Origin of the sequence: Cellulomonas humilata (assembly GCF_013359775.1) — a bacterium.
In the GTDB taxonomy this organism is placed as follows: Bacteria; Actinomycetota; Actinomycetes; order Actinomycetales; family Cellulomonadaceae; genus Cellulomonas; species Cellulomonas humilata.
The window spans coordinates 30,684-54,971 of the sequence record NZ_JABMCI010000048.1; the positions used below are offsets into that span (position 1 = coordinate 30,684).

The 24,288-nt window shown below is 73.4% G+C and carries 18 protein-coding genes; 9 read left to right on the plus strand and 9 right to left on the minus strand.

Annotated features, from left to right (window positions below; translation table 11 throughout):
* Position 1: 1 nt before the first annotated feature.
* Together HP550_RS04070 and HP550_RS04075 are read right to left on the minus strand one after the other, a co-directional pair.
* Positions 2-955, minus strand: a complete 954-nt coding sequence (locus HP550_RS04070) for an ABC transporter permease (protein WP_343047968.1) — start codon at positions 953-955, stop codon at positions 2-4.
* Positions 952-2,577, minus strand: coding sequence for an ABC transporter substrate-binding protein (locus HP550_RS04075; RefSeq protein WP_175346322.1), 1,626 nt, complete (start codon positions 2,575-2,577; stop codon positions 952-954). The genes HP550_RS04070 and HP550_RS04075 overlap by 4 nt, the downstream gene beginning before the upstream one ends.
* A 394-nt stretch (positions 2,578-2,971) precedes the next feature.
* Between HP550_RS04075 and HP550_RS04080 the strand changes: the two genes are divergently transcribed.
* From HP550_RS04080 to HP550_RS04090, 3 genes are read left to right on the plus strand one after another with little or no spacing between them, the layout of a single operon-like run.
* The gene (locus HP550_RS04080; RefSeq protein ID WP_175346323.1) at positions 2,972-4,186 is read left to right on the plus strand and encodes an aminotransferase-like domain-containing protein; all 1,215 of its coding nucleotides are present in this window, start codon (positions 2,972-2,974) and stop codon (positions 4,184-4,186) included.
* 1 nt (position 4,187) lies between these two features.
* On the plus strand, positions 4,188-5,270 hold the full coding sequence (locus HP550_RS04085; RefSeq protein ID WP_175346324.1) for an LLM class flavin-dependent oxidoreductase: 1,083 nt from the start codon (positions 4,188-4,190) through the stop codon (positions 5,268-5,270).
* Positions 5,267-6,601 (plus strand): LLM class flavin-dependent oxidoreductase, encoded by a 1,335-nt coding sequence (locus HP550_RS04090; RefSeq protein ID WP_175346325.1) that lies wholly within the window; start codon positions 5,267-5,269, stop codon positions 6,599-6,601. Before HP550_RS04085 ends, HP550_RS04090 begins: the two co-directional genes overlap by 4 nt.
* 82 nt (positions 6,602-6,683) lie before the next feature.
* Here HP550_RS04090 and proB read toward each other — a convergent pair whose 3' ends face one another.
* From proB to HP550_RS04115, 5 genes are all read right to left on the minus strand, one after another.
* Entirely contained in the window at positions 6,684-7,823 is a 1,140-nt protein-coding gene (gene proB, locus HP550_RS04095) for a glutamate 5-kinase (protein WP_343047969.1), read from the minus strand.
* A gap of 57 nt (positions 7,824-7,880) precedes the next feature.
* Positions 7,881-9,404 carry a GTPase ObgE gene (gene obgE, locus HP550_RS04100; RefSeq protein WP_175346327.1) on the minus strand — a complete coding sequence of 508 codons (1,524 nt, stop codon included), beginning with the start codon at positions 9,402-9,404 and terminating at the stop codon, positions 7,881-7,883.
* Positions 9,405-9,614: 210 nt separating this feature from the next.
* Positions 9,615-9,875, minus strand: a complete 261-nt coding sequence (gene rpmA, locus HP550_RS04105; RefSeq protein ID WP_055913072.1) for a 50S ribosomal protein L27 — start codon at positions 9,873-9,875, stop codon at positions 9,615-9,617.
* A gap of 69 nt (positions 9,876-9,944) precedes the next feature.
* Positions 9,945-10,253 carry a 50S ribosomal protein L21 gene (rplU, locus tag HP550_RS04110; protein WP_343047979.1) on the minus strand — a complete coding sequence of 103 codons (309 nt, stop codon included), beginning with the start codon at positions 10,251-10,253 and terminating at the stop codon, positions 9,945-9,947.
* Between the two features lie 290 nt (positions 10,254-10,543).
* On the minus strand, positions 10,544-13,621 hold the full coding sequence (locus HP550_RS04115) for an Rne/Rng family ribonuclease (RefSeq protein ID WP_175346329.1): 3,078 nt from the start codon (positions 13,619-13,621) through the stop codon (positions 10,544-10,546).
* A gap of 483 nt (positions 13,622-14,104) precedes the next feature.
* On the opposite strand from HP550_RS04115, the gene HP550_RS04120 reads away from it, so the two are divergent.
* From HP550_RS04120 to HP550_RS04140, 5 genes are read left to right on the plus strand one after another with little or no spacing between them, the layout of a single operon-like run.
* Complete coding sequence (locus HP550_RS04120; protein ID WP_175346330.1) at positions 14,105-15,601, plus strand: cytochrome ubiquinol oxidase subunit I; 1,497 nt, start codon at positions 14,105-14,107, stop codon at positions 15,599-15,601.
* 15 nt (positions 15,602-15,616) lie between these two features.
* Positions 15,617-16,684, plus strand: coding sequence for a cytochrome d ubiquinol oxidase subunit II (cydB, locus tag HP550_RS04125; protein ID WP_175346331.1), 1,068 nt, complete (start codon positions 15,617-15,619; stop codon positions 16,682-16,684).
* A complete protein-coding gene (cydD, locus tag HP550_RS04130; protein WP_175346332.1) occupies positions 16,681-18,306 on the plus strand; it encodes a thiol reductant ABC exporter subunit CydD in 1,626 nt (541 codons plus the stop codon). Before cydB ends, cydD begins: the two co-directional genes overlap by 4 nt.
* Entirely contained in the window at positions 18,303-20,042 is a 1,740-nt protein-coding gene (cydC, locus tag HP550_RS04135; protein WP_175346333.1) for a thiol reductant ABC exporter subunit CydC, read from the plus strand. Before cydD ends, cydC begins: the two co-directional genes overlap by 4 nt.
* Positions 20,032-21,744, plus strand: a complete 1,713-nt coding sequence (locus tag HP550_RS04140) for a sensor histidine kinase (protein ID WP_343047971.1) — start codon at positions 20,032-20,034, stop codon at positions 21,742-21,744. Before cydC ends, HP550_RS04140 begins: the two co-directional genes overlap by 11 nt.
* Positions 21,745-21,759: 15 nt before the next feature.
* Here the strand turns inward: HP550_RS04140 and HP550_RS04145 are convergent, their stop codons facing one another.
* Entirely contained in the window at positions 21,760-22,386 is a 627-nt protein-coding gene (locus HP550_RS04145; RefSeq protein ID WP_175346361.1) for a response regulator, read from the minus strand.
* 57 nt (positions 22,387-22,443) lie between these two features.
* Here HP550_RS04145 and HP550_RS04150 point away from each other — a divergent pair, with 57 nt between their 5' ends.
* A complete protein-coding gene (locus HP550_RS04150; RefSeq protein ID WP_343047972.1) occupies positions 22,444-23,388 on the plus strand; it encodes an NAD(P)-dependent oxidoreductase in 945 nt (314 codons plus the stop codon).
* On the opposite strand, the gene mutM is transcribed toward HP550_RS04150, so the two are convergent.
* Positions 23,385-24,287, minus strand: coding sequence for a bifunctional DNA-formamidopyrimidine glycosylase/DNA-(apurinic or apyrimidinic site) lyase (gene mutM / locus HP550_RS04155; protein WP_175346335.1), 903 nt, complete (start codon positions 24,285-24,287; stop codon positions 23,385-23,387). The two genes, HP550_RS04150 and mutM, sit on opposite strands and share 4 nt — an antisense overlap.
* Between the last annotated feature and the right edge of the window lies 1 nt (position 24,288).

The window sequence follows — 24,288 nt, forward strand, 5'->3', positions numbered from 1 at the left end:
CTCAGACCGTCGCCGGCACCCGCGCGATGCGGGGGTCGACGACGGGGTAGACCAGGTCGGCGGCGAGGTTGACGACGACGAAGACGATCGCCGAGAGCACGACGACGCCCTGCACGAGCGGGATGTCCTGGGACATCACCGCGGACTGCGTCAGGCGCCCGACGCCGACACGCGAGAAGACGGTCTCGGTCACCACGGCACCCGCGAGGGTGTTGCCGATGATGATCGCGACCATGGTGAGCGTGGGGATGGCCCCGTTGCGGACCACGTGCCGCAGGTGGACCGTCGAGCGCGGCAGCCCCTTGGCCCGCGCGGTCTCGACGAACGGCTGCTCCCACGTCGACCCCAGGCTCTTGGCCAGCACCTGGGTGAGGACCGCCGCGGTCGGCACCGCCAGCGTGACCGCCGGCAGGACCAGCGACTGCCAGCCGGTGTTGCCCGTGGCCGGGAACCAGCCGAGCCGGAACGAGAACACCTGGAGCAGCACGAGCCCCAGCCAGAAGCTCGGGATCGCCGCGCCCAGCGGGGGCAGCGACAGCAGCGCGTGCCGGAGCCCCCGGGAGCCGGTGAGCACCGCGGCCGAGGCGAGCAGCGAGCTGACCACCACCGCGATGGCCAGCGCGGTCGCCGCCAGCACCGCGGTCTGCGGGAGGGCGTCGACGATCGTGGTGACCACCGGCTGCCCGTTCTGCATGGACCGGCCCAGGTCACCGCGCAGCGCCGCACCCAACCGGGTGAGGTACTGCACGATCACCGGCTTGTCGAAGCCGTACTCGGCGCGCAGTGCCGCCGCCGCGGCCGGATCGACGTTGGCGCCCTCGCCGCCGCGGTTGAGCATGGTGAGGATGGGGTCGGACGGCAGCAGGTAGAGGATGGCGAACGTGGTGGTGAAGGCGGCCCAGACGACGAAGGCCGCCAGTCCGAGCCGCCTCGCCGCGTAGCCGATCAGGCTCACTGCTGCACCCAGGCGTCGTAGAACACCAGCTTGGTCTCGCCGTCGAGGCGCAGGCCGTGCGACGACGGGCCGATGCCGTAGGTCCACGCGCGGTCGGCGATCGGGATGTTCCACGCGTTGTCCACGACGTACTCCTGCACCGCCGCGGCGGCCGCCGCACGCTCGGTGGCGTCGACCGTCGACTCCTGCGTGGCCAGCAGGTCGTCGAGCTCGGAGGGGTTCGCCTTGGCGTAGCCCAGCGACGTCCAGGTCGAGGAGTACAGCGCGTTGAGCACCGTCGGGTCGGCCCGGGTCATGGTCCACGCGTAGATGTCGTAGTCGCCCGCCGCGACGGCCTTGCTGGACGCCGCGGCGTCGAGCTGGCGGATCGGGTAGTCGATGCCGACGTCCTTGAGCTGCTGCTGGATGATCTCGAGGTCCGTGTAGGACGCGATGACGTTGAGCGTCAGGCGCGTGCCGTCCTTCTCGCGGATGCCGTCGGCCCCGACCTTCCAGCCGTCGTCCTCCATCAGCTGCCGGGCCTTGTCCGGGTCGAACGCGAGCTCGTCGCTGAGGTCCGTGTACCCGGGCGTGGAGGAGTTCAGCGGGGCGGTCCGGCTCGCGTACGTCGGGCCGTAGACCGTGTCGACGATCTCCTGGCTGTTGATCGCGTACCTGATCGCCTGCCGGACGGGCTCGTCGTCGGCGAGCCAGGACTGCTGGTTCGGGATCCAGCTCTCGGTCAGGCCCGGCTGGTGCGCGGTCAGCAGCGTGCTGCCGGCGGCGGTGAGCGTCGCCTCGTCCTGCCAGGTGACCAGCGACACCGACTGCACCTGGTTGCTGGTCACCGAGCCGGAACGGACGCTGGCCTCGGGGACGAACGTGAACCGCAGGGTGTCGAGGTAGGCCTCCCCGTCGTGCGCGGCCAGGCTGGAGGGCCAGTCGTAGCCGACGCGCTTGGCGAGCACGGCGTCCTGGTCCTTGGTGTAGCTGGTCAGGGTGAACGGGCCGGAGCCGGCGTACGTGCCGGTGCAGAGCTCCTCGGGGGACTTGCCGGTGTCAGCGGGCGAGATGAGCCCGAACCACGACCCGGACAGCGCCTGGAGGAACTGCACGTTGGGCCGGTCGAACGCGACCGTCACGGTCTGCGGGTCCACGACGGTGGTGCCCACGTACCCCTGGATCCACGGGCCGGCGCCGATGGCCTTCGGGCCGAGCGCGACGATGCGGTCCAGGTTCGCCTTGACCGCCGCGGCGTCGATCGGCAGGTCGTCGGAGAACGTCGCGCCCTCGACCAGGTGGAAGGTGAACGTCTTGGCGTCCTCGCTGATCTCCCAGCTCTCGGCGAGCCACGGGACGATCTCGCCGGTCTCCGGGTCCTGGTCCACCAGCGAGTCGGCCAGCTGGCGCGTGATGTTGAGGGCGACGTGGAACCGCTGCTGCGGCGCGTCGAGGCAGCCGAGCGGGTCCGCCTCGAGGGCGTGGATGTACGTGCCCCCCGCCACGGGCTCGACCTCGGCGCTGGCGGACGACGTGGTCGCAGGGCCGGCGGCTCCGCCCGAGCAGGCGGAGAGCAGCAGGCCGAGCAGTGCGGCGGAGGCGAGCGCGGCGGGCCGTCGGCGTCGCAGGCGGTGGGGGGACATGGGTGTGCTCCTGGGGGTACGTGGGGGGACGCCCCTGGAGAGACCGGGGCGGTGCGTGCGGGGAGGCGCTGGTTCAGCGCGGACAGCGTCGCGGCGCGGTCGACGAGGCGGCCGTGCGGATCTCCAGCTGCGCGCTGCTCACCATGACCACCTCCGTCGCCGACCGGGCAGAGCGCCTCGAGCGGGCGCCGACTGCTGAACGGGTCGGAACCTAGATATCCCGACCGATCCAGTCAACGATTCCCGGGTTCGTCTCGCGGACTGGACCACTGGGCGAGACGACGCGTCCGACCCGTGAGACACCGCGGGACGACCGTTGACCGTCCCCCGGACCCTGCCTACGTTCCGGCCGGTCCGAGCACCGCGGTCGGGCCCCTCCCGGAAGGCAGAACCGATGACGACGACACCAGACCTCCTGGCACCCCTGGCACGCTTCACCACCCTGGCCGGCGCGCTCAGCGAGCCCAAGGGCTTCGGCGACGCGAGCCTGCGACGCCGACGAGAGGGCGACATCGAGCTGCTCGGCGGGATCCCCGACGACACCGCCCTGCCGGTGCACGAGCTGCTGGCCGCCACCGAGCGGGTGCTCACGGGCACTCGCTCCGGACCGGCCGCGTTCCAGTACTCCCAGTCGGCGGGCCTCGACGAGCTGCGGTCGTGGATCGCGGCGCGCGAGGGGGTCCCGGCGTCGCGCGTGATCATCACGAACGGCGGGTTCCACGGCCTGTCGCTGGCCGTGCTCTCGCTGGTCGAGCGCGGCGGCCTCGTCGCCGTCGACAACCCGATCTTCCCGCTGTTCCTGCGGGCGCTCGAGCTCTCCGACGGCCGCACGCTGCCCGTGCGCGTCGGCCCGGCCGGCCTCGACGTCGACGAGCTCGAGGAGAAGCTGCGCGCAGGCGCCCGCCCGACCGCGCTCTACACGGTGCCCGACTTCCACAACCCCTCGCAGGGCACGCTCTCGACCGCGGACCGGGTGCGGCTGGTGGAGCTGGCCGAGCGGTACGGCTTCGTCATCTTCGCGGACAACCCGTACCGCGAGCTGCGGTTCCGGGGCGAGGCCGTCGACGCCGGGGTGTTCAGCACGTCCGACCAGGTGGTGCACGTCAACACGTTCTCCAAGACGCTCGGCCCGGGCCTGCGGCTCGGCTGGGTGGTGGCGTCCGAGCGGATCGCGAAGCAGCTGGTCACCCTGCGCAACCGCCAGGACTCGCACACCTCGACGCTCGAGCAGCGGATCGTCATCGACCTGCTCACGCACGACCCGCAGTGGTTCGACCGCACCCTGACCCGCGCCCGCGACCTGTACCGCGAGCGCGCGGACGTCGTCGTGGACGCCCTGGACGAGCGTCTCGGCGGGCTGATCGAGTCGGTGCGCCCCGAGGGCGGGTTCTTCCTCTGGCCGCGGATCACCGACCCGTCGATCGACCCGGTCGCCCTGTACGCCGCAGCCGCCGAGCGGGGTGCCACCTACCAGCAGGGCGAGTTCTTCGCGTCCAGCGGCCGCCGCGAGTTCGCCGACCACCTGCGGCTGGCCTACGGCAACCACACGCCCGAGACCCTGCGTGAGTTCGTGGACCGCCTGGGCTCCGCCGTGGACTCGGTGCGCTGACATGGTCCTGCACCTCGCGCTCGAGGTCGACGGAGCGGGCGCCCACCCCGGCGCCGCGCTCGCCACGTCGATCCCCGCCGACCGGCTGCTGTCCGCCGACCACCTGCGCCGCACCGTGGCCGCCGCCGAGAACGCGGGCGTCACGCTCGTGACGTTCGACGACTCCCTGGTCGGACCGGCGCGGGTCGACGCGCTCACCCGTGCCGCGTTCGTCGCGCCGCTGACCTCGCGCATCGGGCTCGTCCCGCTCGCGCACCCCGCGGTCATCGAGCCGTTCCACCTGGCCAGCCAGGTGGCGGCCCTCGACCATGCCGCGACCGGCCGCGCGGGCTGGCTCGTCGGCTCCGGTCCGGTCCCGGGTGCCCGCGCGGCGCTCGACCGGCCCGTGGCCGACGGTCAGGACCTGCTCGACGAGACCGGCGACGTGGTCCGTGTGGTCCGCGACCTCTGGGACTCGTGGGAGGACGACGCGGTCATCCGGGACACGGCCACCGGTCGGTACATCGACCGCGACCGGTTGCACTACGTCGACTTCACCAGCGGCGGGACCGGGCCGTTCGCCGGGCCCGACCTGCGCGACGCCCCCGACGGTGCACGCGCGCCGTTCACGGTGAAGGGTCCGCTCATCGTGCCGCGCGGCCCGCAGGGGCAGCCGGTCGTCGTCGCGCGCGCGGGGACCGTGCCCGCCGATCTCGTCGACATCGCGCTGGTGGACACCCCGCAGGCCTCGGGGGCGCCGCTGACGTTCCTCGACCTGCACGTCACGCTCGACACCGCTCGGGCGACGGCCGCCGACCGGCTCGCCGCGCTGGAGGACCTCGCGCCCTCCGGGGACGTCCTGCGGTGGACCGGCTCCCCCGACGGGCTCGTCGAGCTCCTGCTGTCGCTGCGCGGAGCGGTCGACGGGGTCCGTCTGCTCCCGGCCCTGCTCGAGGAGGACCTGCCGGAGCTCGTCCGCTGGGTGCTGCCCACCCTGCGCGTCGCGCGCGTCACCCCGACGCCCCGCCCGGGAGCCACCCTGCGGGACACCCTCGGCCTGCCGCGCCCGACCAACCGCCACGCCACGCTCCAGGAGACCTCGTGACCGACCTGCCCCGCCCGCACGCCCACGTGCACCTCGGCGTGTTCTTCCAGGGCGTCAACCACTCGACCATCTGGTCCGACCCCGCCAGCGGCTCGCAGACGGACGTCGAGTCGTTCCGCCAGATCGTGCAGACCGCCGAGCGTGGCCTGTTCGACGCGTTCTTCCTCGGCGAGGGCCTGCGCCTGCGGGAACAGAACGGCCTGCTGCACGACCTCGACGTGGTGGGCCGCCCGGACGCGATCACCCAGCTCGCGGCGCTGGCGGCGATCACGACGCACATCGGCCTCGTGGCCACGCAGAACGTCACCTACAACGACCCGGCCGACCTCGCGCGCCGGCTGGCCAGCCTGGACCTGCTCTCGGGCGGTCGGGCGGCCTGGAACATCGTCACCACCGACAACGCGTGGACCGGCGAGAACTTCCGTCGCGGCGGCTGGCTGGACCACAGCCTCAGGTACGTCCGCGCCGCCGAGTTCGTGCGGGCGGCCCAGGCGATCTGGGACGGCTCCCCCGGCGAGCTCGTCCGGTTCTCCGGGCAGACCCTCGAGATCGCCGTGACGCCGACCGTGCCCCGCAGCCCGCAGGGACACCCCGTCCTGTTCCAGGCGGGCGACTCACCCGACGGCCGGGACTTCGCCGCCTCGCACGCCGAGGTCATCTTCTCCGCGCACGGCACCGACTACGACGACGCGCTGGCGTTCGCCGACGACGTGCGGGCCCGGACGGTCGCCGCCGGCCGCCCCGAGGACGACCTCAAGATCCTGCCCGGGACGCAGTTCGTCCTGGCCGCGACCGACGAGGAGGCCCGGGAGAAGGCGCGCTGGGTCAAGGAGCAGCAGGTCACCCCGGCCACCGCGCTGTCGCTGCTGGGCCAGGTCTGGGGCGAGGACCTCTCGGGCTACGACCCCGACGGTCCTGTGCCCCGCCACGACCCGGTCATCAAGGAGATCGGCCAGACCCGCGGGACCGTCCGCCACGGCCCCGACCCGCGCGCGATCGCCCAGGCCTGGCGCGCCCGTGCCGAGTCGGAGAACCTGTCCATCCGGCAGCTCGTCATCGCCCAGGAGCGTCAGCGGGGCTTCGTCGGCTCCTCCGCGACGGTGGCCGAGGAGCTCATCCGCTGGGTGCGCACCGGGGCGAGCGACGGGTTCAACATCACGCCGTGGATCGTGCCGGGCGGCCTGGACGACGTCGTCGACACCCTGGTCCCCGAGCTCCAGGAGCGCGGCGCCTACCGCACGGAGTACACCGGCAGCACGCTCCGCGACCACCTGGGCCTGCGCGACCCCCTGACCCGCCGCACCCCGTCCTCGGTCGGCGCAACAGTCTGACCAGCCGGGACGTCCGAGGGAACGAGCGCCCCAGCGCGCGGATCCTCGGACGTCCCTGCGCAGCCGACCGTCGCGTGGCGGGTCAGCGGCGCTTGCGGACCAGGACCAGGTCGTCGCGGTGGACCAGTTCGCGGTCGTACCCCGGGCCCAGGGCGGCGCGCAGCTCGGACGTCGAGCGACCCAGCAGCGGCGGCACCTCCTCGGCGTCGTAGGACACCAGCCCGCGCGCCACCAGCTGACCGTCAGGTCCGACCAGCTCCACCGGGTCTCCCGCCTCGAACGTCCCCTCGACGCCGGTCACACCGGCGGGCAGCAACGACGTCCCCCGCTCCAGCACCGCACGCACGGCGCCGGCGTCGAGCACCAGCCGCCCGCGGGTGCTCGCCGCGTGCGCCAGCCAGAGCCGGCGGATCGAGGTGCGGCGACCGGTGGCGGTGAACCAGGTCCCGACGTCCTCGCCGGCCAGCGCCTGCGCCGCCTGCGCGGCCGACGTGAGCACCACCGGGACACCGGACTGGGTGGCGATCGCGACCGACTCCAGCTTGGTCACCATCCCGCCGGTGCCGACCGCGCTCCCCCGCGAGGCCACGTCGATGCCCTCGAGGTCCTCCGCGTGCACGACGGACGCGATACGCCGGGACCCGTCGCGCGACGGAGGGCCGGTGTAGAGCGAGTCGACGTCGCTGAGCAGGACGAGCGCGTCCGCGTGCACCAGGTGGGACACGAGGGCGGCGAGCCGGTCGTTGTCCCCGAACCGGATCTCGTCGGTGGCCACGGCGTCGTTCTCGTTGATGACGGGCACGATGCCGAGGTCGAGCAGCCGGGTGAGCGCCCGGTGGGCGTTGCGGTAGTGCACGCGCCGCACGGTGTCGTCGGCGGTCAGCAGCACCTGACCCACCTGGAGCCCGTGCCGGGCGAACGCGGCGGTGTAGTGCGCCACCAGCAGGCCCTGGCCGACGGAGGCCGCCGCCTGCTGCGTCGCCAGGTCGCGCGGCCGGGCGGCCAACCCGAGCGGGCCGAGTCCGGCGGCGATCGCGCCGGAGGAGACCAGCACCACCTGGCCGCCGGCCGCGCGCCGTGCGGCGAGCACGTCGACCAGCGCGGTCAGCCGCTCGGGCGCGAGCCGGCCGTCGGGGGTGGTCAGCGACGACGAGCCGATCTTGACGACCACCCGGGACGCCGAGACCAGCTGCTGGCGGTCCACCAGGGCGTCGACGGTCACGGTCGGCATTCTGCCGCGTGCCAGGTGCAGGTCACGCGAATATCCGGGTCCCGGACATCACTCCTTGGCCGCGTCCGTCCAGACGCCGGCCTCGCGCTCGGTCCACAGCTCCTCGCGCGCCTCGGTCTTGGCGTCCATGCGCTCCTTGTACTCCTGGCGCTTCTCGCCACGCGTCGGCCGGGAGCGGTCCTCGATGCGCAGGTCGACCCCGCGAGGACCGCCGAGGAACTCGGACCCGGTCATGAGGGTGGGCTCCCAGTCGAAGATGACCGCGTTGTGCTCTGGGCCGATGCGCACCTCGTCGCCGGCGACGGCGCCCGCTGCGAACAGCTTCTCCTCGACACCCAGCCGCGCGAGCCGGTCCGCCAGGTACCCGACGGCCTCGTCGTTGGTGAAGTCGGTCTGACGCACCCAGCGCTCGGGCTTCTCGCCCCGCACCCAGTAGTACACGCCCTGGCCCTCGACCTCGCGGCGCGTCACCGTGAACCCGGCGTCGTCCACGGCCTTCGGGCGCAGGACGACGCGGGTGTTCTCCGTCGCCGGCGCGTCACGACGTGCCTTGTCGACGATCTCCCCGAGGGCGTACGTCAGCAGACGCAGACCCTCGTGGCTGGCGGTCGACACCTCGAAGACCCGGAACCCGCGAGCCTCGAGGTCGGGCTTGACCAGCTCGGCCAGCTCGCGCGCCTCGGGGACGTCGATCTTGTTGAGCACGACGATCTGGGGGCGGTCCAGCAGCGGCACCCGACCACCCTCGATGGTCAGGTCGCCGGCGTACGTCCGCAGCTCGGCCTCGATGTCCTCGAGGTCCGACAGGGGGTCACGGTCCGGCTCCAGGGTCGCGCAGTCGAGCACGTGCACGAGGACCGCGCAGCGCTCGATGTGCCGCAGGAACTCCAGTCCCAGCCCGCGCCCCTCGGACGCACCGGGGATCAGACCGGGGACGTCGGCCACGGTGTACCGCGCGCCACCGGCCTGCACCACGCCGAGGTTGGGCACCAGGGTGGTGAACGGGTAGTCGGCGATCTTGGGACGCGCCGCGGAGATCGCGGCGACGAGGCTGGACTTCCCGGCGCTCGGGTACCCCACCAGGGCGACGTCCGCGATGGTCTTGAGCTCGAGCACGATGTCCTGCTCGGTGCCCGGCTCGCCCAGCAGCGCGAAGCCCGGGGCCTTGCGGCGCTGCGAGGCGAGGGCGGCGTTGCCCAGGCCACCCCGGCCACCCGATGCGGCGACGTACTGGGCGCCGACGCCGACGAGGTCCGCGAGGACCGTGCCGTCGGGCGACTTGACCACGGTGCCGTCGGGGACGCCGAGCACCAGGTCGACGCCGGTCGAGCCGGAGCGGTGGTCGCCCATGCCCTGCGTGCCGGACGGCGCGTGCCGGTGCGGCGAGTGGTGGTAGTCGAGCAGCGTGGTGACCTGGGGGTCCACCTCGATGATCACCGAGCCGCCGTTGCCGCCGTTGCCCCCGTCGGGGCCGGCGAGCGGCTTGAACTTCTCCCGGTGGATGGATGCACAACCGTGCCCACCGTCACCGCCGGTCGCATGCAGCACGACCCGGTCGACGAATGTCACCACGGCTGAACCTCCCTTGCCATTGCTGCTAGTCGATACTCACACGCAGAAGGGGCGCACCGCATCGGTGCGCCCCTTCCACGAATGACCCGACGCGGACCGATGCCGCGTCGTCATGACCTGCTCAGACCGCTGATCCACGGTCGGTCATCGCCTTCGTTCCACTTCCGGCGCGTGCCGCTCCGCGACCCGCACCGTCCGTTGCACTACGGCTCAGACCTCGGCCGCCACGACGATGTCGATGACCTTGCGGCCACGGCGCGTCCCGAAGGTCACGGCGCCGGGGGCGAGGGCGAAGAGCGTGTCGTCGCCGCCACGGCCCACGTTCACGCCGGGGTGGAAGTGCGTGCCGCGCTGGCGGACGATGATCTCGCCGGCCTTGACGACCTGGCCACCGAAGCGCTTGACGCCCAGGCGCTGGGCGTTCGAGTCGCGACCGTTGCGCGAGGAGCTCGCGCCCTTCTTGTGTGCCATGACGAACCTGCTTTCGTGCTCAGAGAATGGGGGCTGCGTGCCTGTGGCCGTACGGCCGACGGCGCGAGATCAGGAGATGTCGGTGACCTTGAGACGGGTCAGCTTCTGGCGGTGACCCTGGCGCACGCGGTACCCGGTCTTGTTCTTGTACTTGAGGATGTCGATCTTGGGACCCTTCTCGTCCCGCACGACCTCCGCCGTCACCTTCACCTTGGCCAGGGCCTTGGCGTCGGTGGTGACCTTCTCGCCGTCGACGAGCAGCAGGGCGGTCAGCTCGATGGTCGACCCGGCCTGCGCGGCGAGGCGGTCGACGACGACGACGTCGCCGACAGCGACCTTCTCCTGGCGGCCGCCAGCCTTCACGATCGCGTACACCACGTTGCTGCTCATCTCTGCTCGTCGAACTACTTGGGTCAATACGTTCTGTTGGTGCCTTGCCTGCGCCCGCGCACATCCCGCTGCCACCGGCTCTCACCGGTTCCCGTGGGGGTTCGCGTCGGCGCCGCGACGGCGGCACACATGACCAGCGCGTGCACGACGCGCCGACGTTCTAGGGTACGGACCGCACGGCGCAGGGTCAAACCTGACAGCTCCCCCCGCGTGGGACGTGACCGAACGCACGTCCCGGCGGGGTGCTCGTGCCGGAACGACCGGCACGAGCCGCGCGGTCAGTGCTCTTCGAGACCGTCGCCGTCCCCCGGCTCGGAAGCCTCGTCCTCGGCCTCGTCGTCGGACTCGAACAGGTCGGCGGGAACCGCCGTCAGCTCGAGCTCGTCGACGGGTGCGTCGTTGACGTCCACCGGCTCCTGCACCCCGGCGAACTCGGCGAACACGTCGAGACCCGGCGCGCTCGGCGTCTCGGTGTCGACCGCCTCGGGCTCGTCGACCGCGACGGCGGCGTGCTGCTCGTGGTCGTGCTCGTGGGCGTGCGCGGCCGCCGCGGCGATCGTCGCCAGCGTGGCCTTGACCGCCTCACGAGCCTCGGGCAGCACGGGCACACCCGCGTGCGGCGCGTGCGCGACCTGCTCCGTGGAACCGCCGCGCTTGCGGCGCGACCGCTTGCCGTCACCCTCGCCCGAGGCCGTCGGCTGCTGCTGCACGCCGGCGTCGGGACGCTGGTTGTTCTTCTCGATCGGCTCCTCGTGCACGATGAAGCCGCGCCCGTGGCAGTGCTCGCACGTCTCGCTGAACGCCTCGACCAGGCCCTGGCCGACGCGCTTGCGGGTCATCTGCACCAGGCCGAGCGAGGTGACCTCGGCGACCTGGTGCTTCGTGCGGTCGCGGCCCAGGCACTCCACCAGGCGGCGGAGCACCAGGTCGCGGTTGGACTCGAGCACCATGTCGATGAAGTCGATGACGATGATGCCGCCGATGTCACGCAGCCGGAGCTGGCGGACGATCTCCTCGGCGGACTCCAGGTTGTTCCGCGTCACCGTCTCCTCGAGCGTGCCGCCCGAACCGGTGAACTTGCCGGTGTTGACGTCGACCACCGTCATGGCCTCGGTCCGGTCGATGACCAGCGAACCGCCCGAGGGCAGCCAGACCTTGCGGTCCATGCCCTTGGCCAGCTGCTCGTCGATGCGGTGCACCGCGAACACGTCGGTGTCGGACTCCCAGCGCGTGACCTTCTGCGCGAGGTCGGGGGCGAGCTCGTCGATGTAGGACGAGATCGTCGACCAGGCCTCGGCGCCCTCGACCACGAGGGAGGAGAAGTCGTCGTTGAAGATGTCGCGGACCACGCGGATGGCCATGTCGGGCTCGCCCTGGAGCAGAGCCGGGGCCGATGCGGTCTTCGACTTCTTCTCGATGGCCTCCCACTGACCCTGGAGGCGGGCGATGTCGGCGCGCAGCTCGTCCTCGCTGGCCCCCTCCGCCGCCGTGCGGACGATGACGCCCGCGGAGTCCGGCACGATCTCGCGCAGGATCTTCTTGAGGCGGTTGCGCTCGGTGTCGGGCAGCTTGCGGCTGATGCCGGTCATGCCGCCGCCGGGCACGTACACGAGGTAGCGGCCCGCGAGCGTGACCTGCGAGGTCAGCCGGGCACCCTTGTGCCCGATCGGGTCCTTGGTGACCTGCACGAGCACCGGGTCACCGGACTTGAGGGCCTGCTCGATGCGACGCGCCGAGCCTCCCTCGAGGCCCGCGGCGTCCCAGTTGACCTCGCCGGCGTAGAGGACCGCGTTACGGCCCTTGCCGACGTCGACGAACGCGGCCTCCATGCTCGGCAGCACGTTCTGGACGCGGCCGAGGTAGACGTTGCCGACCATCGAGGCCTGCGCCTGGTTGGACACGTAGTGCTCGACGAGCACGCCGTCCTCGAGCACCGCGATCTGGGTGCGGGCGTTCTTCTCCCGCACGATCATCGAGCGGTCGACGGACTCGCGGCGGGCCAGGAACTCGGACTCGGTGATGATCTGGCGGCGGCGGCCGGCGTCGCGGCCGTCCCGACGGCGCTGGCGCTTGGCCTCGAGCCGGGTGGAGCCGCGCAGCGCGGTGACCTCGTCGCTGGGCGCGCGGGTGCGCGCGGCGCGCGGCTCGTTCTGCTCGCCGGACTCGCCGCGCGACGACCCACGGCGACGACGGCGACGGCGACGGCTGGAGCCGCCGTCCTCGTCCGTGGCGTCGTCGGCGTCGGGCTCGGTGTCGGACGTGGCGGCCTCGTCGGCGTCCTCGTCCGTGTCGTCGGAGTCATCGGCGGACCCGGCGGAGTCGGGCCGGCTGCGCCGTCCGCGGCCACCGCGACGGCGACGGCGGCGCGGTGCACCGGGCTCGGCGGTCTCGGACTCGTCGTCCTCGTCCACCTCGTCGATGACGTCCGCCGCGATGTCGGCCTCGGTGTCGTCAACGGCGTCGCCCTCGGCCACGATCTCGTCGGTCACGGGGACCTCGTCGACGACCTCGTCCTCGGTGCGTGCCGCGTCGGCGCCACGACCACGGCGGCCACGTCGGCGTGAGCCTCGCGACGACGACGTCCCGGCCTGCTCGGCGGCCTCGACCTCGGTCTCGGCCGGCTGGGCGGTGACCTCGGCAGCCTCAGCGGCCTCGGCAGCCTCGACCTCGGCGCGGCGGGCGGCGTCGGAGATCTCCTCCGGGGAGCCTGTGCCGGCCTGCGCGCGGCGTCGGCGCGGGCGGGCCGCGGACGGGTCCGGAGCCTGGAACAGCAGGGCGGTCGTCGCGAAGCGCCGGCCGGTCGAGGTCGAGCTGGTCGTGGCATTGGCCTGCTCGGCCGACGGCGCGGTCGCGGCCAGCTCGGCAAGCACGTCGAGGGTCGGCGCCTGCTCGGCGTCCTCCTCCTCGGGCTCAGCGGGCTCGGGCTCTGCGGCCGGCTCGGGCGCCGCGGCGGCGCGGGTGCCGGACCGGCGGCGACGGGGGGCCGCCTTGGGGGCGGGCTCAGTGGGTGCGGGCTCGACAGGGGCCTCGGGCTCGGCAGCGGCCTCGGGCTCCTCGACGACGGGCGCCGGGGCGTCCTCGACGGGGGTCGCGACGACCGTGCGGGTGACCCGGCGCGACTTCTTCACCGGTGCTGCGGCGACCGGCTCGGCGGGGGCCACCGGCTCGTCGGCCGGGGCTGCCGCGGCGGGCTGCTCGGCCGCGACCGCGGGGATCGTGACGACGGCCTCTGCCGGAGCCTCGGTGCTGGGGGCGGCGGTCACGCGGGTGGCGCGGCGTCGACGCGGAGCCGCGGGCGGTGCATCACCCCCGACGGTCGTCGTCGTGTCGGTGGTGGGGGTGTTCTCGTCGGTCACGCGAAGTGCTCCTGGGTACCGAGCAACGCCACCCACACTCGCGGCGGCACTCGGTCGGTCGGTCGTCGCACGCGTGCTGCGCGGCGACGGAAAGTCGGCGGTCGTGGCTGCTGCACCCGGTCGGCGCCATCGCCTGCGACGCCGGAGCCGTCGGTCCCGATCGGGGACCAGCGGGCGGCAGGGCGGCGGCTGGCGCGCACGACATGCTGGTGCTGCGAGCTCAAGGGTCCCGGGGCGGTGTGGTCGTCCAAGGAGCCGTGGTCAGTATCGCACAGGGCATCTCGCGCGGCGTCCCGTCGGCACCCGGCGCGCCCTCCCGTCTTTCTGACGGCCTGCCGTCTTCCGGGACCTTGGTCCCAGGGGCAGACTGGTCGTGGTCCTAGCGTTTCCCCAGGTCCGCACGTCAGGCCCGGTCGACCCCCGGGCCGGTGGGGCACCCTCGGACCCGACCCGCCGTACCGCCTCGCACCCCCGGAGGGGCCCGTGGACACGCTCGACGTCGCTCGATGGCAGTTCGGCATCACGACCGTCTACCACTTCATCTTCGTGCCGCTGACGATCGGCCTCGCGCCCCTGGTCGCGATCATGCAGACGGCCTGGGTACGCACGGGCAACGAGCGCTGGCTGCGGCTGACCAAGTTCTTCGGCAAGCTCCTGCTCATCAACTTCGCGATCGGTGTGGCCACCGGCATCGTGCAGGAGTTCCAGTTCGGGATGGCGTGGAGCGAGTACTCCCGGTTCGTGGGCGACGTGTTCGGCGCCCCGCTGGCCATGGAGGCGCTCGCCGCGTTCTTCGTCGAGTCGACGTTCCTCGGCCTGTGGATCTTCGGCTGGGACAAGCTCCCCAAGAAGATCCACCTCGCGTGCATCTGGGCCGTGGCGATCGCGACCAACCTCTCCGCCTTCTTCATCCTCGCGGCCAACTCGTGGATGCAGCACCCCGTCGGCTCGATCTACAACGAGACCACGGGCCGCGCGGAGATGGTCGACATCGGCGCCGTCCTGTCCAACCCCACGGTGCTCGCCGCCTTCCCGCACACGATCGCCGCGGCGTTCCTCACCGCCGGCACCTTCGTCGCGGGCATCGCCGCCTGGTGGATGGTGCGGCTGGTGCGCGCGGGACAGGCCGACAAGGCGCGCGACGTGTACCGGCCCGCCGTCGTCCTCGGCGTCGTCGTCATGCTCGTCTCCGGGGTGGGTGTGGCGCTCTCGGGTGACTGGCAGGCCAAGCTGATGTTCGACCAGCAGCCGATGAAGATGTCGTCGGCCGAGGCGCTGTGCCAGACGACCGAGGGCGGCGCTCCGTTCTCGATCCTGGCCATCGGCGACCTGAGCAACTCCTGCGAGGGCGTGAACCACGTCATCGAGATCCCCGGTCTCACGTCCTTCATGGCCACGGGCGACTTCAACGCTCCCCTGCCCGGCGTCGAGAACCTGCAGGCGGAGTACGAGGAGAAGTACGGGTTCACGGACGACTCGGGCAACCCGATCTCCTACCAGCCGAACCTCCTGGTCACCTACTGGTCGTTCCGGCTCATGATCGGCTTCGGCCTCGGGTCCGCCGCGCTCGCCCTGGTCGCCCTCTGGGTCACCCGCAAGGGCCGCGTCAACGGCAACGTCTGGTTCGGCCGGCTCGGCATCGTCGCGCTGCTCACCCCGTTCCTCGCGTCCTCGTTCGGCTGGATCTTCACGGAGATGGGCCGCCAGCCGTGGGTCGTCGCGCCCAACCCGAACCCCAGCGGCGTGGACGGCGTCTGGCTGCTCACCGCGCGCGGAGTGTCGACCGTGACCAGCGCCGGGACGATCCTCACCAGCCTGATCGCGTTCACGCTGCTCTACGGGGTGCTCGCCGTGTTCTGGTACCGCCTGATGCACCGCTACACCATCGAGGGCGTGGCCGACACGGAGCACGACCCCAGCCCGGACAACCCCGACAACGACCCGGACGCCGCCGACCGTCCGCTGTCGTTCGCGTACTGAGCGGAGCCGACCACCATGGAGCTCACGACCGTCTGGTTCCTGCTCATCGCGGTCCTGTGGACCGGCTACCTCGTGCTCGAGGGGTTCGACTTCGGCGTCGGCATGCTGCTGGGCCTGCTGTCCCGCGGCGACCGCGCCGCCAAGGACCGCGACCGCCGCGTCATGATCAACACGATCGGCCCGGTCTGGGACGGCAACGAGGTGTGGCTGCTCACCGCCGGCGGTGCCACGTTCGCGGCGTTCCCGGAGTGGTACGCCACCATGTTCTCGGGCTTCTACCTGCCGCTCCTGCTCATCCTGCTCGCGCTCATCGTGCGCGTGGTGTCGTTCGAGTGGCGCGGCAAGATCGACGACGACCGGTGGCGCTCGCTGGCCGACCGGAGCCTGATCGTCGGCTCGTGGGTGCCCGCGGTGCTCTGGGGTGTGGCGTTCGCCAACCTGGTCCGCGGCGTACAGCTCGACGCCGACCACCAGTACGTCGGCGGCTTCTGGGCGCTGCTCAACCCGTTCGCCCTGCTGGGCGGCGCGACGACGGCCCTCATCTTCCTCACGCACGGTGCGGTGTTCCTCGCGCTGAAGTCGGACGGGGACATCCGAGCACGCGCCGGGGCGTTCGCCGCCCGGTCGTCGGTGGTCACGCTCGTGGTCGCCGGCGCCTGGGCCGTGTGGGCGCAGGTCGCCTACTCGGTGCCGTGGACGTGGGCCGCGGTGGTCGCCGCCGCCGGGGCGCTCGTCGTCCTGGTCGTCGCCGCGCAGCGTCGCAAGGAGGGCCTGGCGTTCACCGCGTCGGCCGTCGCGATCGTCGCCGCGGTCGTCCTGATCTTCGGCTCGATGTACCCCGACGTGATGCCGGCGTTCGACCCCGCCAACTCGCTCACGGTCACCAACGCGTCCTCGACCAGCTACACGCTCACGGTGATGACGTGGGTGGCCGCGATCCTCACCCCGCTCGTCCTGCTGTACCAGGGCTGGACGTACTGGGTGTTCCGCAAGCGGATCTCGTCGCACCAGATCCCCGCGCACACCGGGCTCACCTTCGAGAAGGTCCCCGCCCTGAACAAGCCGTCGTCCTCCGACCAGTGAGACCGCTGGACCCGCGTCTCCTGCGGCACGCCCGTGCCGCCCGCGGGTACGTCGCGCTGACCGCCGCCCTCGGCGTGCTCACCGCGGCGCTGGTGGTCGCGCAGGCCCTGCTGCTGGCGCACACGCTCGGGGCGGCTGTCTCGGACGGCGCGACGCTGACCGTCCTCGGCCCGTGGATCGCCTGGCTCGCGGCCGTGGTGCTGGTCCGGGCGCTGGTCACCGCCGTGCAGGAGCGGTTCGCGCACCGGGCGGCCGCGCGGACGGTCGGGGAGCTGCGCGAGCAGGTCGTCGCGCACGCGGTAGCCCTCGGACCGCGCTGGCTGGCCTCGGGCGAGGGTCCGTCGGTGGTCACGCTGGCCACCCGCGGGCTCGACGCGCTCGAGCCGTACTTCGTGCGGTACCTGCCGCAGCTGGTGCTGGCCGCGACCGTCACCCCCGGGGTGCTGCTGGTGGTGCTCGGGCTGGACTGGGTCTCCGCCGCGATCCTCCTCGTGGTGCTGCCGCTGGTCCCGATCTTCATGGTGCTCGTCGGACGGCTCACCCAGGGGCGGTCCGAGCAGGGCCTGGCCAGCATGCAGCGGCTCGGCGCCCAGGTGCTCGACCTGCTGGCGGGCCTGCCGACGCTGCGGGCGCACGGCCGCGAGCGCGGTCCCGGGGCACGCGTGCGGCAGCTCGGCGACGCGCACCGCCTGGCCACGATGGGCACGCTGCGCATCGCCTTCCTGTCCGGCATGGTCCTCGAGCTGCTCACCACGCTGTCCGTGGCACTGGTCGCGGTGGGCATCGGTCTGCGCCTGGTCGAGGGCGACCTGGACCTGGTCACCGGTATCGCGGTGCTCGTCCTCGCCCCCGAGGTGTTCCTGCCGCTGCGCCAGGTCGGGGTCCAGTTCCACGCGGCGGCCGACGGGGTCGCGGCGGCCGGTCGGGCGTTCGAGGTGCTCGAGACCCCGGTCGCGGCGGCGGGGACGACGACCGCCCCGGACCTGCGCACCGCGACGCTCCGGCTCGACGGCGTGAGCGTCGCCGGCACGCCGCACGAGCTCGACCTGGTGCTGCGACCGGGCACCGTCGTCGCGCTCACCGGGCCCAGCGGCGTCGGCAAGACGACCGCGCTCGAGGTCGTCCTCGGGCTGCTGCGGCCCGACGCGGGCCGCGCCTCGATCGAGGGCGTCGACCTGGCGGACGTCGACCCGTCCTCGCTGTGGGCACAGGTGACGTGGCTCCCCCAGCGGCCTGTGCTGGAGCCCGGGACGATCGCGCAGCTGGTCGGGGGCGACGAGGCCTCCCGGGTGACCGCAGCGGCGCTCACGGGCCTCGACGCCGTCCTCGCGGACCTCCCGCTCGGCTGGGCGACGCCTCTCGGCCGCGGCGGCGAGGGCCTCAGCCTCGGGCAGCGGCAGCGCGTCGCCCTGACTCGCACCCTGCTGTCACCGACCCCGCTCGTCGTCCTCGACGAGCCGACCGCCCACCTGGACGCCGCAGGCGAGCAGGTGGTGCTCGACACGGTGCGGGCGCTGCGGGACGCGGGCAGGACCGTGCTGCTGGTGGCGCACCGACCCTCGCTGGTCGCGGCCGCCGACGACGTCGTGCGGGTGCGCGCGGCCGCGGAGGTGCCCGCATGACGCGCGGGACGCTGCGGCGCGCGATCCGGCTCCTGGACATCGATCCGCGACGCCTCGCGCTCGCGCTCCTGCTCGGGACGCTCGCGCTCGGCTGCGGCGTCGCCCTGGCCGCCGTGTCCGCCTGGCTCATCGCGCGCGCCTCGCAGATGCCGCCCGTGCTCCAGCTGTCGGTGGCCACGGTCGCCGTGCGGGCGTTCGGGATCGGCCGCGGGGTGCTGCGGTACCTCGAGCGCCTGGTGTCCCACGACGTCGCGCTGCGCGGCATGACCCAGCTGCGCACCACGCTCTACGAGCGGCTCGCGACGGCCCGGCCCGAGGCGCTTCTCCGGCTGCGCCGCGGCGACCTGCTCGCTCGCGTCGGAGCGGACGTCGACACGGTGGGTGACGTCGTCGTGCGTGGCCTGCTGCCGGCGGGCGTCGCCACCCTGCTCGGTGCGGGCACCGTCCTCGCGATGTGCGCGTTCTGGCTGCCCGCCGGGCTGGCCCTCGCCGGGTGCCTCCTGCTGGCCGGCGTCGCGGCACCCCTGGTCGCCGCCCGCGCGGCGCGGACCACCGAGCGGCTCGCGCTGGCGAGCCGGGCCGACATGACGGCGACCGCCCTCGGCCTGCTGGACGACTCCGGGCCGCTGCGGGTCGGCGGGCGCGCGACCGACGAGCTCGCGGCGCTGCGGGACGCCGACCGCCGGCTGGCCGCCGCGACCGACGCCGGTGCCGGTGCCGCCGCGCTGGCCGCAGGGCTCGGCCAGCTCGCCGTCGGCATCGCCGTGCTGGTGGCCCTGGTCACGGGCGTGCCGGCGGTCGGTGCCGGGCTGCTCTCCCCGGTCGAGCTCGCCGTCGTCGTCCTGACCCCCCTCGCCGCGTTCGAGGCCACGGCGATGCTGCCCGCCGCGGCGATCCAGGTGCAGCGCTCGCGCGCCGCGGCCGCCCGGATCCTCGCCCTGCTGGACGCCCCGGCAGCGCCGACCCCGACCGACTGCGGTCCCGCCGATCCCCCGCTCGTCGCCGTCGACCTCGCGGCCGGCTGGCCCGGCGCGCCTGCCGTCGTCGAGGGACTCGACCTCGACCTGCACGCCGGCCGCTCGGTCGCGATCGTCGGTCCGTCGGGCACCGGCAAGACGACCACGCTCCTGACCCTGGCCGGCCTGCTCCCGCGGCGGGATGGATCGCTCACCCTCGGCGGCCGCGACGTCGACCAGCTCTCCCGCACGACGGTCGTGGGCGCCGTGGTGGTCGGCACCGAGGACGCGCACGTGTTCGGCACCACCGTGCTCGAGAACCTCCGGGTGGCCCGCGGCGACGTCACCGAGGCGGACGCGGTGGCGGTGCTCGCGCGCGTCGGGCTCGACGGCTGGCTCGCGGGGCTGCCGGACGGGCTCGACACGCTGCTCGGCCCCGACGCCCGCACGGTGTCCGGCGGTGAGCGCCGACGGCTGCTCGTCGCCCGCGCGCTGCTGTCGCCCGCGGAGCTGCTCCTGCTCGACGAGCCCGCCGAGCACCTCGACCCCGACCGCGCGGACGCCCTGGTCACCGACCTGCTCGCCGACCCGCGCGGGGTCGTCGTCGTCACGCACCGGCTCACCCCTCTCGGCGCCGCCGACGAGGTGCTCTGGCTCGAGGACGGGAGGATCCGGGCGCGCGGTACGCACGCGGAGCTGACCGCCTCGACGCCCGGCTACCGTGAGTCGCTGGACCGCGAACGCGCGGACCAGGACAGGGAGGCCGAGCGTGCGCGATGAGACCCCGGAGGGCCGCCTCACCGAGGTGCCGGACTCGGCGCACCCCCTCACAGGCGACGCCCTGACCGACTTGCTCGGCGCCATCCTGGCGGTCGCCAGCGAGCTGGAGCTGCCGACGGTGCTCGAGCGGTTCGTGCAGGTCAGCGCCGAGCTCACCGGCGCCCGGTACGGCGCCCTCAACGTCCTCGACTCGCACGGCACCTCGACCACCTTCGTCTTCACCGGGGTCCCCACCGCCGTCGCCGGTGCCCTGCGGACAGCGCCCCACGCCCAGGGCGTGCTCGGCCAGATCCCGGAGACGGGTGTGCTGCGGCTCGACGACCTCCGGGAGCACCCGGCGTTCCGTGGCTTCCCGCGCGAGCACCCGCCGATGGGCTCCTTCCTCGGCGCCTCGGTCCGCGTGGGCGCCCGCGTGTTCGGCCAGCTCTACCTGTCCGAGAAGGCCGGTGGGTTCACCCAGGCCGACGAGGACGTGGTGGTCGCGCTGGCCGCGGCCGCGGGGGTGGCCGTCGCCAACGCGCAGCTGTACGCCGAGGCCGAGCGGCGCGAGCACTGGCTGCGCGCGGGCCAGGACATCACGACCATGCTCCTGGAGGGCATCGACGAGGAGGAGGCGCTCGACCACATCGCGGCCACCGCCCTCGACCTCGCGGGTGCCGACACCGCCGCGCTGGCCCTGCCCGGGGTCGGCGGGGAGCTGCTCATCGAGCTGTCCGTCGGGTACGAGAGCGAGCGCATCCTCGGCGCCCGGATGCCCACGGGCGGACGCGCCTGGACCGTCATGACGGAGGGCAAGGGCCTACTCACGCCCTCCCTGTCGGCGGCCCGCACGGTCGCGGTGCCGGTCATGCGCGCGTTCGGCCCTGCGCTCTACGCACCGCTGCGGTCCTCCGGGCAGGACATGGGGGTGCTCATCCTCCTGCGCCGGATCGGTGCCACCCCGTTCGACGAGAGCGACCTGGCGACGGCCGAGTCGTTCGCCGCCCAGGCCGCCCTGGCGTACGTGCTGGCGGGCGCGCGGCACGCCCAGGACCTGGCCTCGCTGCTCGACGAGCGGGAGCGGATCGCGCGGGACCTGCACGACCTCGCCATCCAGCAGCTGTTCGCCACCGGCATGCAGCTGGAGACCGTGCGACGACGAGCCGCGCGCGGCGTGGACGCGACCGAGCTGACCGGCATCGTCGACGACGCCCTCGACAACGTGGACGCGTCGGTGCGCCAGATCCGGCAGATCGTGCACGAGCTCCACGACCCGGACGCGGCCTCCGGGCTGGTCGAGCGGCTGCGCCGGGAGGCGTCGCTCGCGCGCACCGGGCTCGGGTTCGCGCCCTCGTTCATCGTCAGCCTGGACGGCGTCGTGGTCGTCGACGGTGGCGTCGAGGAGGATCAGCTGGACGAGCGCGTCGGTCAGGCGCTTGCCTCCGACGTGGTCGCGGTGGTGCGCGAGGGACTGGCCAACGCCGCCCGGCACGCGCACGCCTCGTCGGTCACCGTGCGGGTGACCGTGCGTGGGACCGGCCCTCTCGGAGTCGTGCTGGTCGAGGTGCAGGACGACGGCGTGGGCCTGCCCGCACGCCGCGAACGGACCTCAGGCACCGGCAACCTCGTCTCGCGCGCGCGCCAGCACCGGGGAACCTTCAGCCTCGGCGCCCCGCCCGAGGGCCGCGGCACGCTGCTGACGTGGGAGGCCCCGCTCGGCTGAGCGGCGGCCCGCGCGTCAGTGACCGGGCTCGGCCCGCCACCCGGCGTGCTTGCGCGACGCGACCCAGGCCGCGACCTGCGTCCGTCGCTGCAGCCCCATCTTGGCCAGCAGCGACGTGATGTGGTTCTTGACGGTCTTCTCCACCACGCCGAGCCGCTCCGCGATCTCGCGGTTGGACAGGCCCTCACCGATGAGGTCGATCACGCGCAGCTCGCTCGGCGTGAGGCTCTCCGTCGGGTCGTCGTGCCCGGCCTTGCGGCGGGTGACCGTCCGCTCGTCGAGCAGGACCCGGCCGGCCGCGACGGCGCGGATGACGTCGGTGATCTCCGCGCCGCGCACCGACTTCAGCAGGTAGGCCGCCGCACCGGCGTCCAGCGCGGCCGCGAGGGCGTCGTCGTCGTCGAAGGACGTGAGCACGATCGCGCGGGCCGACGGGAGCTGTTCGCGCAGCGCGCTGAGCAGCTCGATGCCCGTGCCGTCCGGCAGCTGGAGGTCCACGAGGAGCACCTGCGGACGCACCAGGGCCGCCCGGCGCACGCCGTCGGCCACCGATCCGGCCTCGGCGACGACGGACATGCCGTCCGCCCGGTCGACCACCTCGGCGATCCCACGCCGGACCACCTCGTGGTCGTCGACGATCATCACAGTGATGGGACCTGCGGAGGCGCTGATGTGGGGCACGGTGGCATCGTAACGAGAGTGACCACCTTGCTGCTGCCGACCACGCTGGACGACGACCCGACCGTTCCGCCCGATGTCCGAGTTGTCCGGTACGACGTGGGTGAACCTGTGCCCGACGACGCCCTCGACGCCGACGCGCTCGTGCTCTGGGGCAACGGGCCCGAGCAGACCGCGGACGCCGCGCGGCGGCTGACCCGGCTGCGCTGGGTGCAGACGCTCGCCGCCGGACCGGACGCCGCCCTGGCGGCGGGCTTCGACCCAGACGTCGTCCTGACCTCGGGCCGCGGGCTCCACGACGGACCGGTGGCCGAGCACACGCTGGCCCTGATCCTGGCCGCGGCCCGCCGGCTCCCCGACCTGGTGCGGGCGCAGGACGAGCACCGCTGGGCCGGTGAGCTGGGGGGCATGCAGGACACGCGGCCGGGACAGGCGTTCCGGACGCTCGACGGTGCCCGCGTGCTGATCTGGGGCTTCGGGTCGATCGCCGCCCGGCTGGCACCGCTGCTCGCCGCGCTGGGCGCTCAGGTCACCGGCGTGGCCACGACCGCCGGAGACCGCCACGGCTTCCCGGTGATCTCGACGTTCGACCTCCCGGACGAGCTTCCCCTGACCGACGTGCTGGTCTCGCTGCTGCCCGCCACACCCCAGACGCGGCACGCGGTCGACGCCGGGGTGCTGTCCCTGCTCCCCCGGCACGCCTGGGTGGTCAACGTCGGCCGCGGCGCCACGCTCGACGAGGCCGCCCTGCTCGTCGCGCTCCGCGAGGACCTGCTGGCGGGCGCCGCGCTCGACGTGTTCGACACCGAGCCCCTGCCCGCCGACTCGCCGCTGTGGGACGAGCCGCGCCTGCTGATCAGCCCGCACGCGGCCGGAGGCCGACCGATCGGAGCCGGCGAGCTGATCACGGCGAACCTCTCCGCCTTCCTGTCGGGGGGGAAGCTGCGCAACGTGGTCGAGCGCTAGAAGCGACCCCGCCGCGGGCGCGGCTGGCAGTGCGGGCAGCTGTAGGACGAGCGGTTCATGAACTCGTCGCGGCGCACGGGGGTGCCGCAGCGGGGACAGGGACGGCCCTCCTGGCCATACACGGCCAGCGAGCGGTCGAAGTAGCCGGAGGCGCCGTTCACGTTGACGTAGAGCGCGTCGAAGCTGGTCCCGCCCTGGGCCAGCGCCTCGGTCATCACGGCACCGGCACCCTCCAGCGCGCGCTGGACCTCGCTCCGCCGCAACGTCTCGGTCGGGCGCGCGTAGTGCAGCTGCGCGCGCCACAGTCCCTCGTCGGCGTAGATGTTCCCGACGCCGGAGACCAGGGTCTGGTCCAGCAGCGCGCGCTTGAGACCGGTCTTGCGCCGCCGCAGCGCCGCGACGAGCGCGTCGTGGTCCAGCGCCGGGTCCAGCAGGTCGCGGGCGATGTGTGCGACCGGCTCGGGCACGACGGGCAGGGCCGAGCCGAGCCCGCCGGGTCCGCCGTCGGGCGTCGGCACCAGGTCGGGGACGCTCAGGTGGCCGAACGTGCGCTGGTCGACGAAGTCGAGGGCGGCGCCGTCGTCGAGCTCCAGGCGGACCCGCAGGTGCTGGTGCTCGGGGCGGGCGGCCCCGGGCTCGCGGACCAGCAGCTGCCCGCTCATGCCCAGGTGCGCCAGGAGGGCGTCGTCGCCCTGGTCCAGCAGGAGCCACAGGAACTTGCCTCGCCGGACCGCCGCGTCGAGCCGACGCCCCCGCAGCCGACCGGCGAAGTCGAGCGGACCTGCGTCGTGGCGCCGGACGCTGTAGTCGCGGCGCACCTCGACCCCCGTGACGGTGCGGCCGAGGACGTGCCGGGCGAGCCCGTCCCGGACGGTCTCGACCTCGGGCAGCTCGGGCACG

Bases quoted from the DNA above. Each gene is read 5' to 3' on its own strand.
- HP550_RS04075 (WP_175346322.1), bottom strand. From the start codon at position 2,577: ATGTCCCCCCACCGCCTGCGACGCCGACGGCCCGCCGCGCTCGCCTCC.
- HP550_RS04080 (WP_175346323.1), top strand. From the start codon at position 2,972: ATGACGACGACACCAGACCTCCTGGCACCCCTGGCACGCTTCACCACC.
- HP550_RS04085 (WP_175346324.1), top strand. From the start codon at position 4,188: ATGGTCCTGCACCTCGCGCTCGAGGTCGACGGAGCGGGCGCCCACCCC.
- rpmA (WP_055913072.1), bottom strand. From the start codon at position 9,875: ATGGCACACAAGAAGGGCGCGAGCTCCTCGCGCAACGGTCGCGACTCG.
- cydB (WP_175346331.1), top strand. From the start codon at position 15,617: ATGGAGCTCACGACCGTCTGGTTCCTGCTCATCGCGGTCCTGTGGACC.
- cydC (WP_175346333.1), top strand. From the start codon at position 18,303: ATGACGCGCGGGACGCTGCGGCGCGCGATCCGGCTCCTGGACATCGAT.
- HP550_RS04145 (WP_175346361.1), bottom strand. From the start codon at position 22,386: ATGATCGTCGACGACCACGAGGTGGTCCGGCGTGGGATCGCCGAGGTG.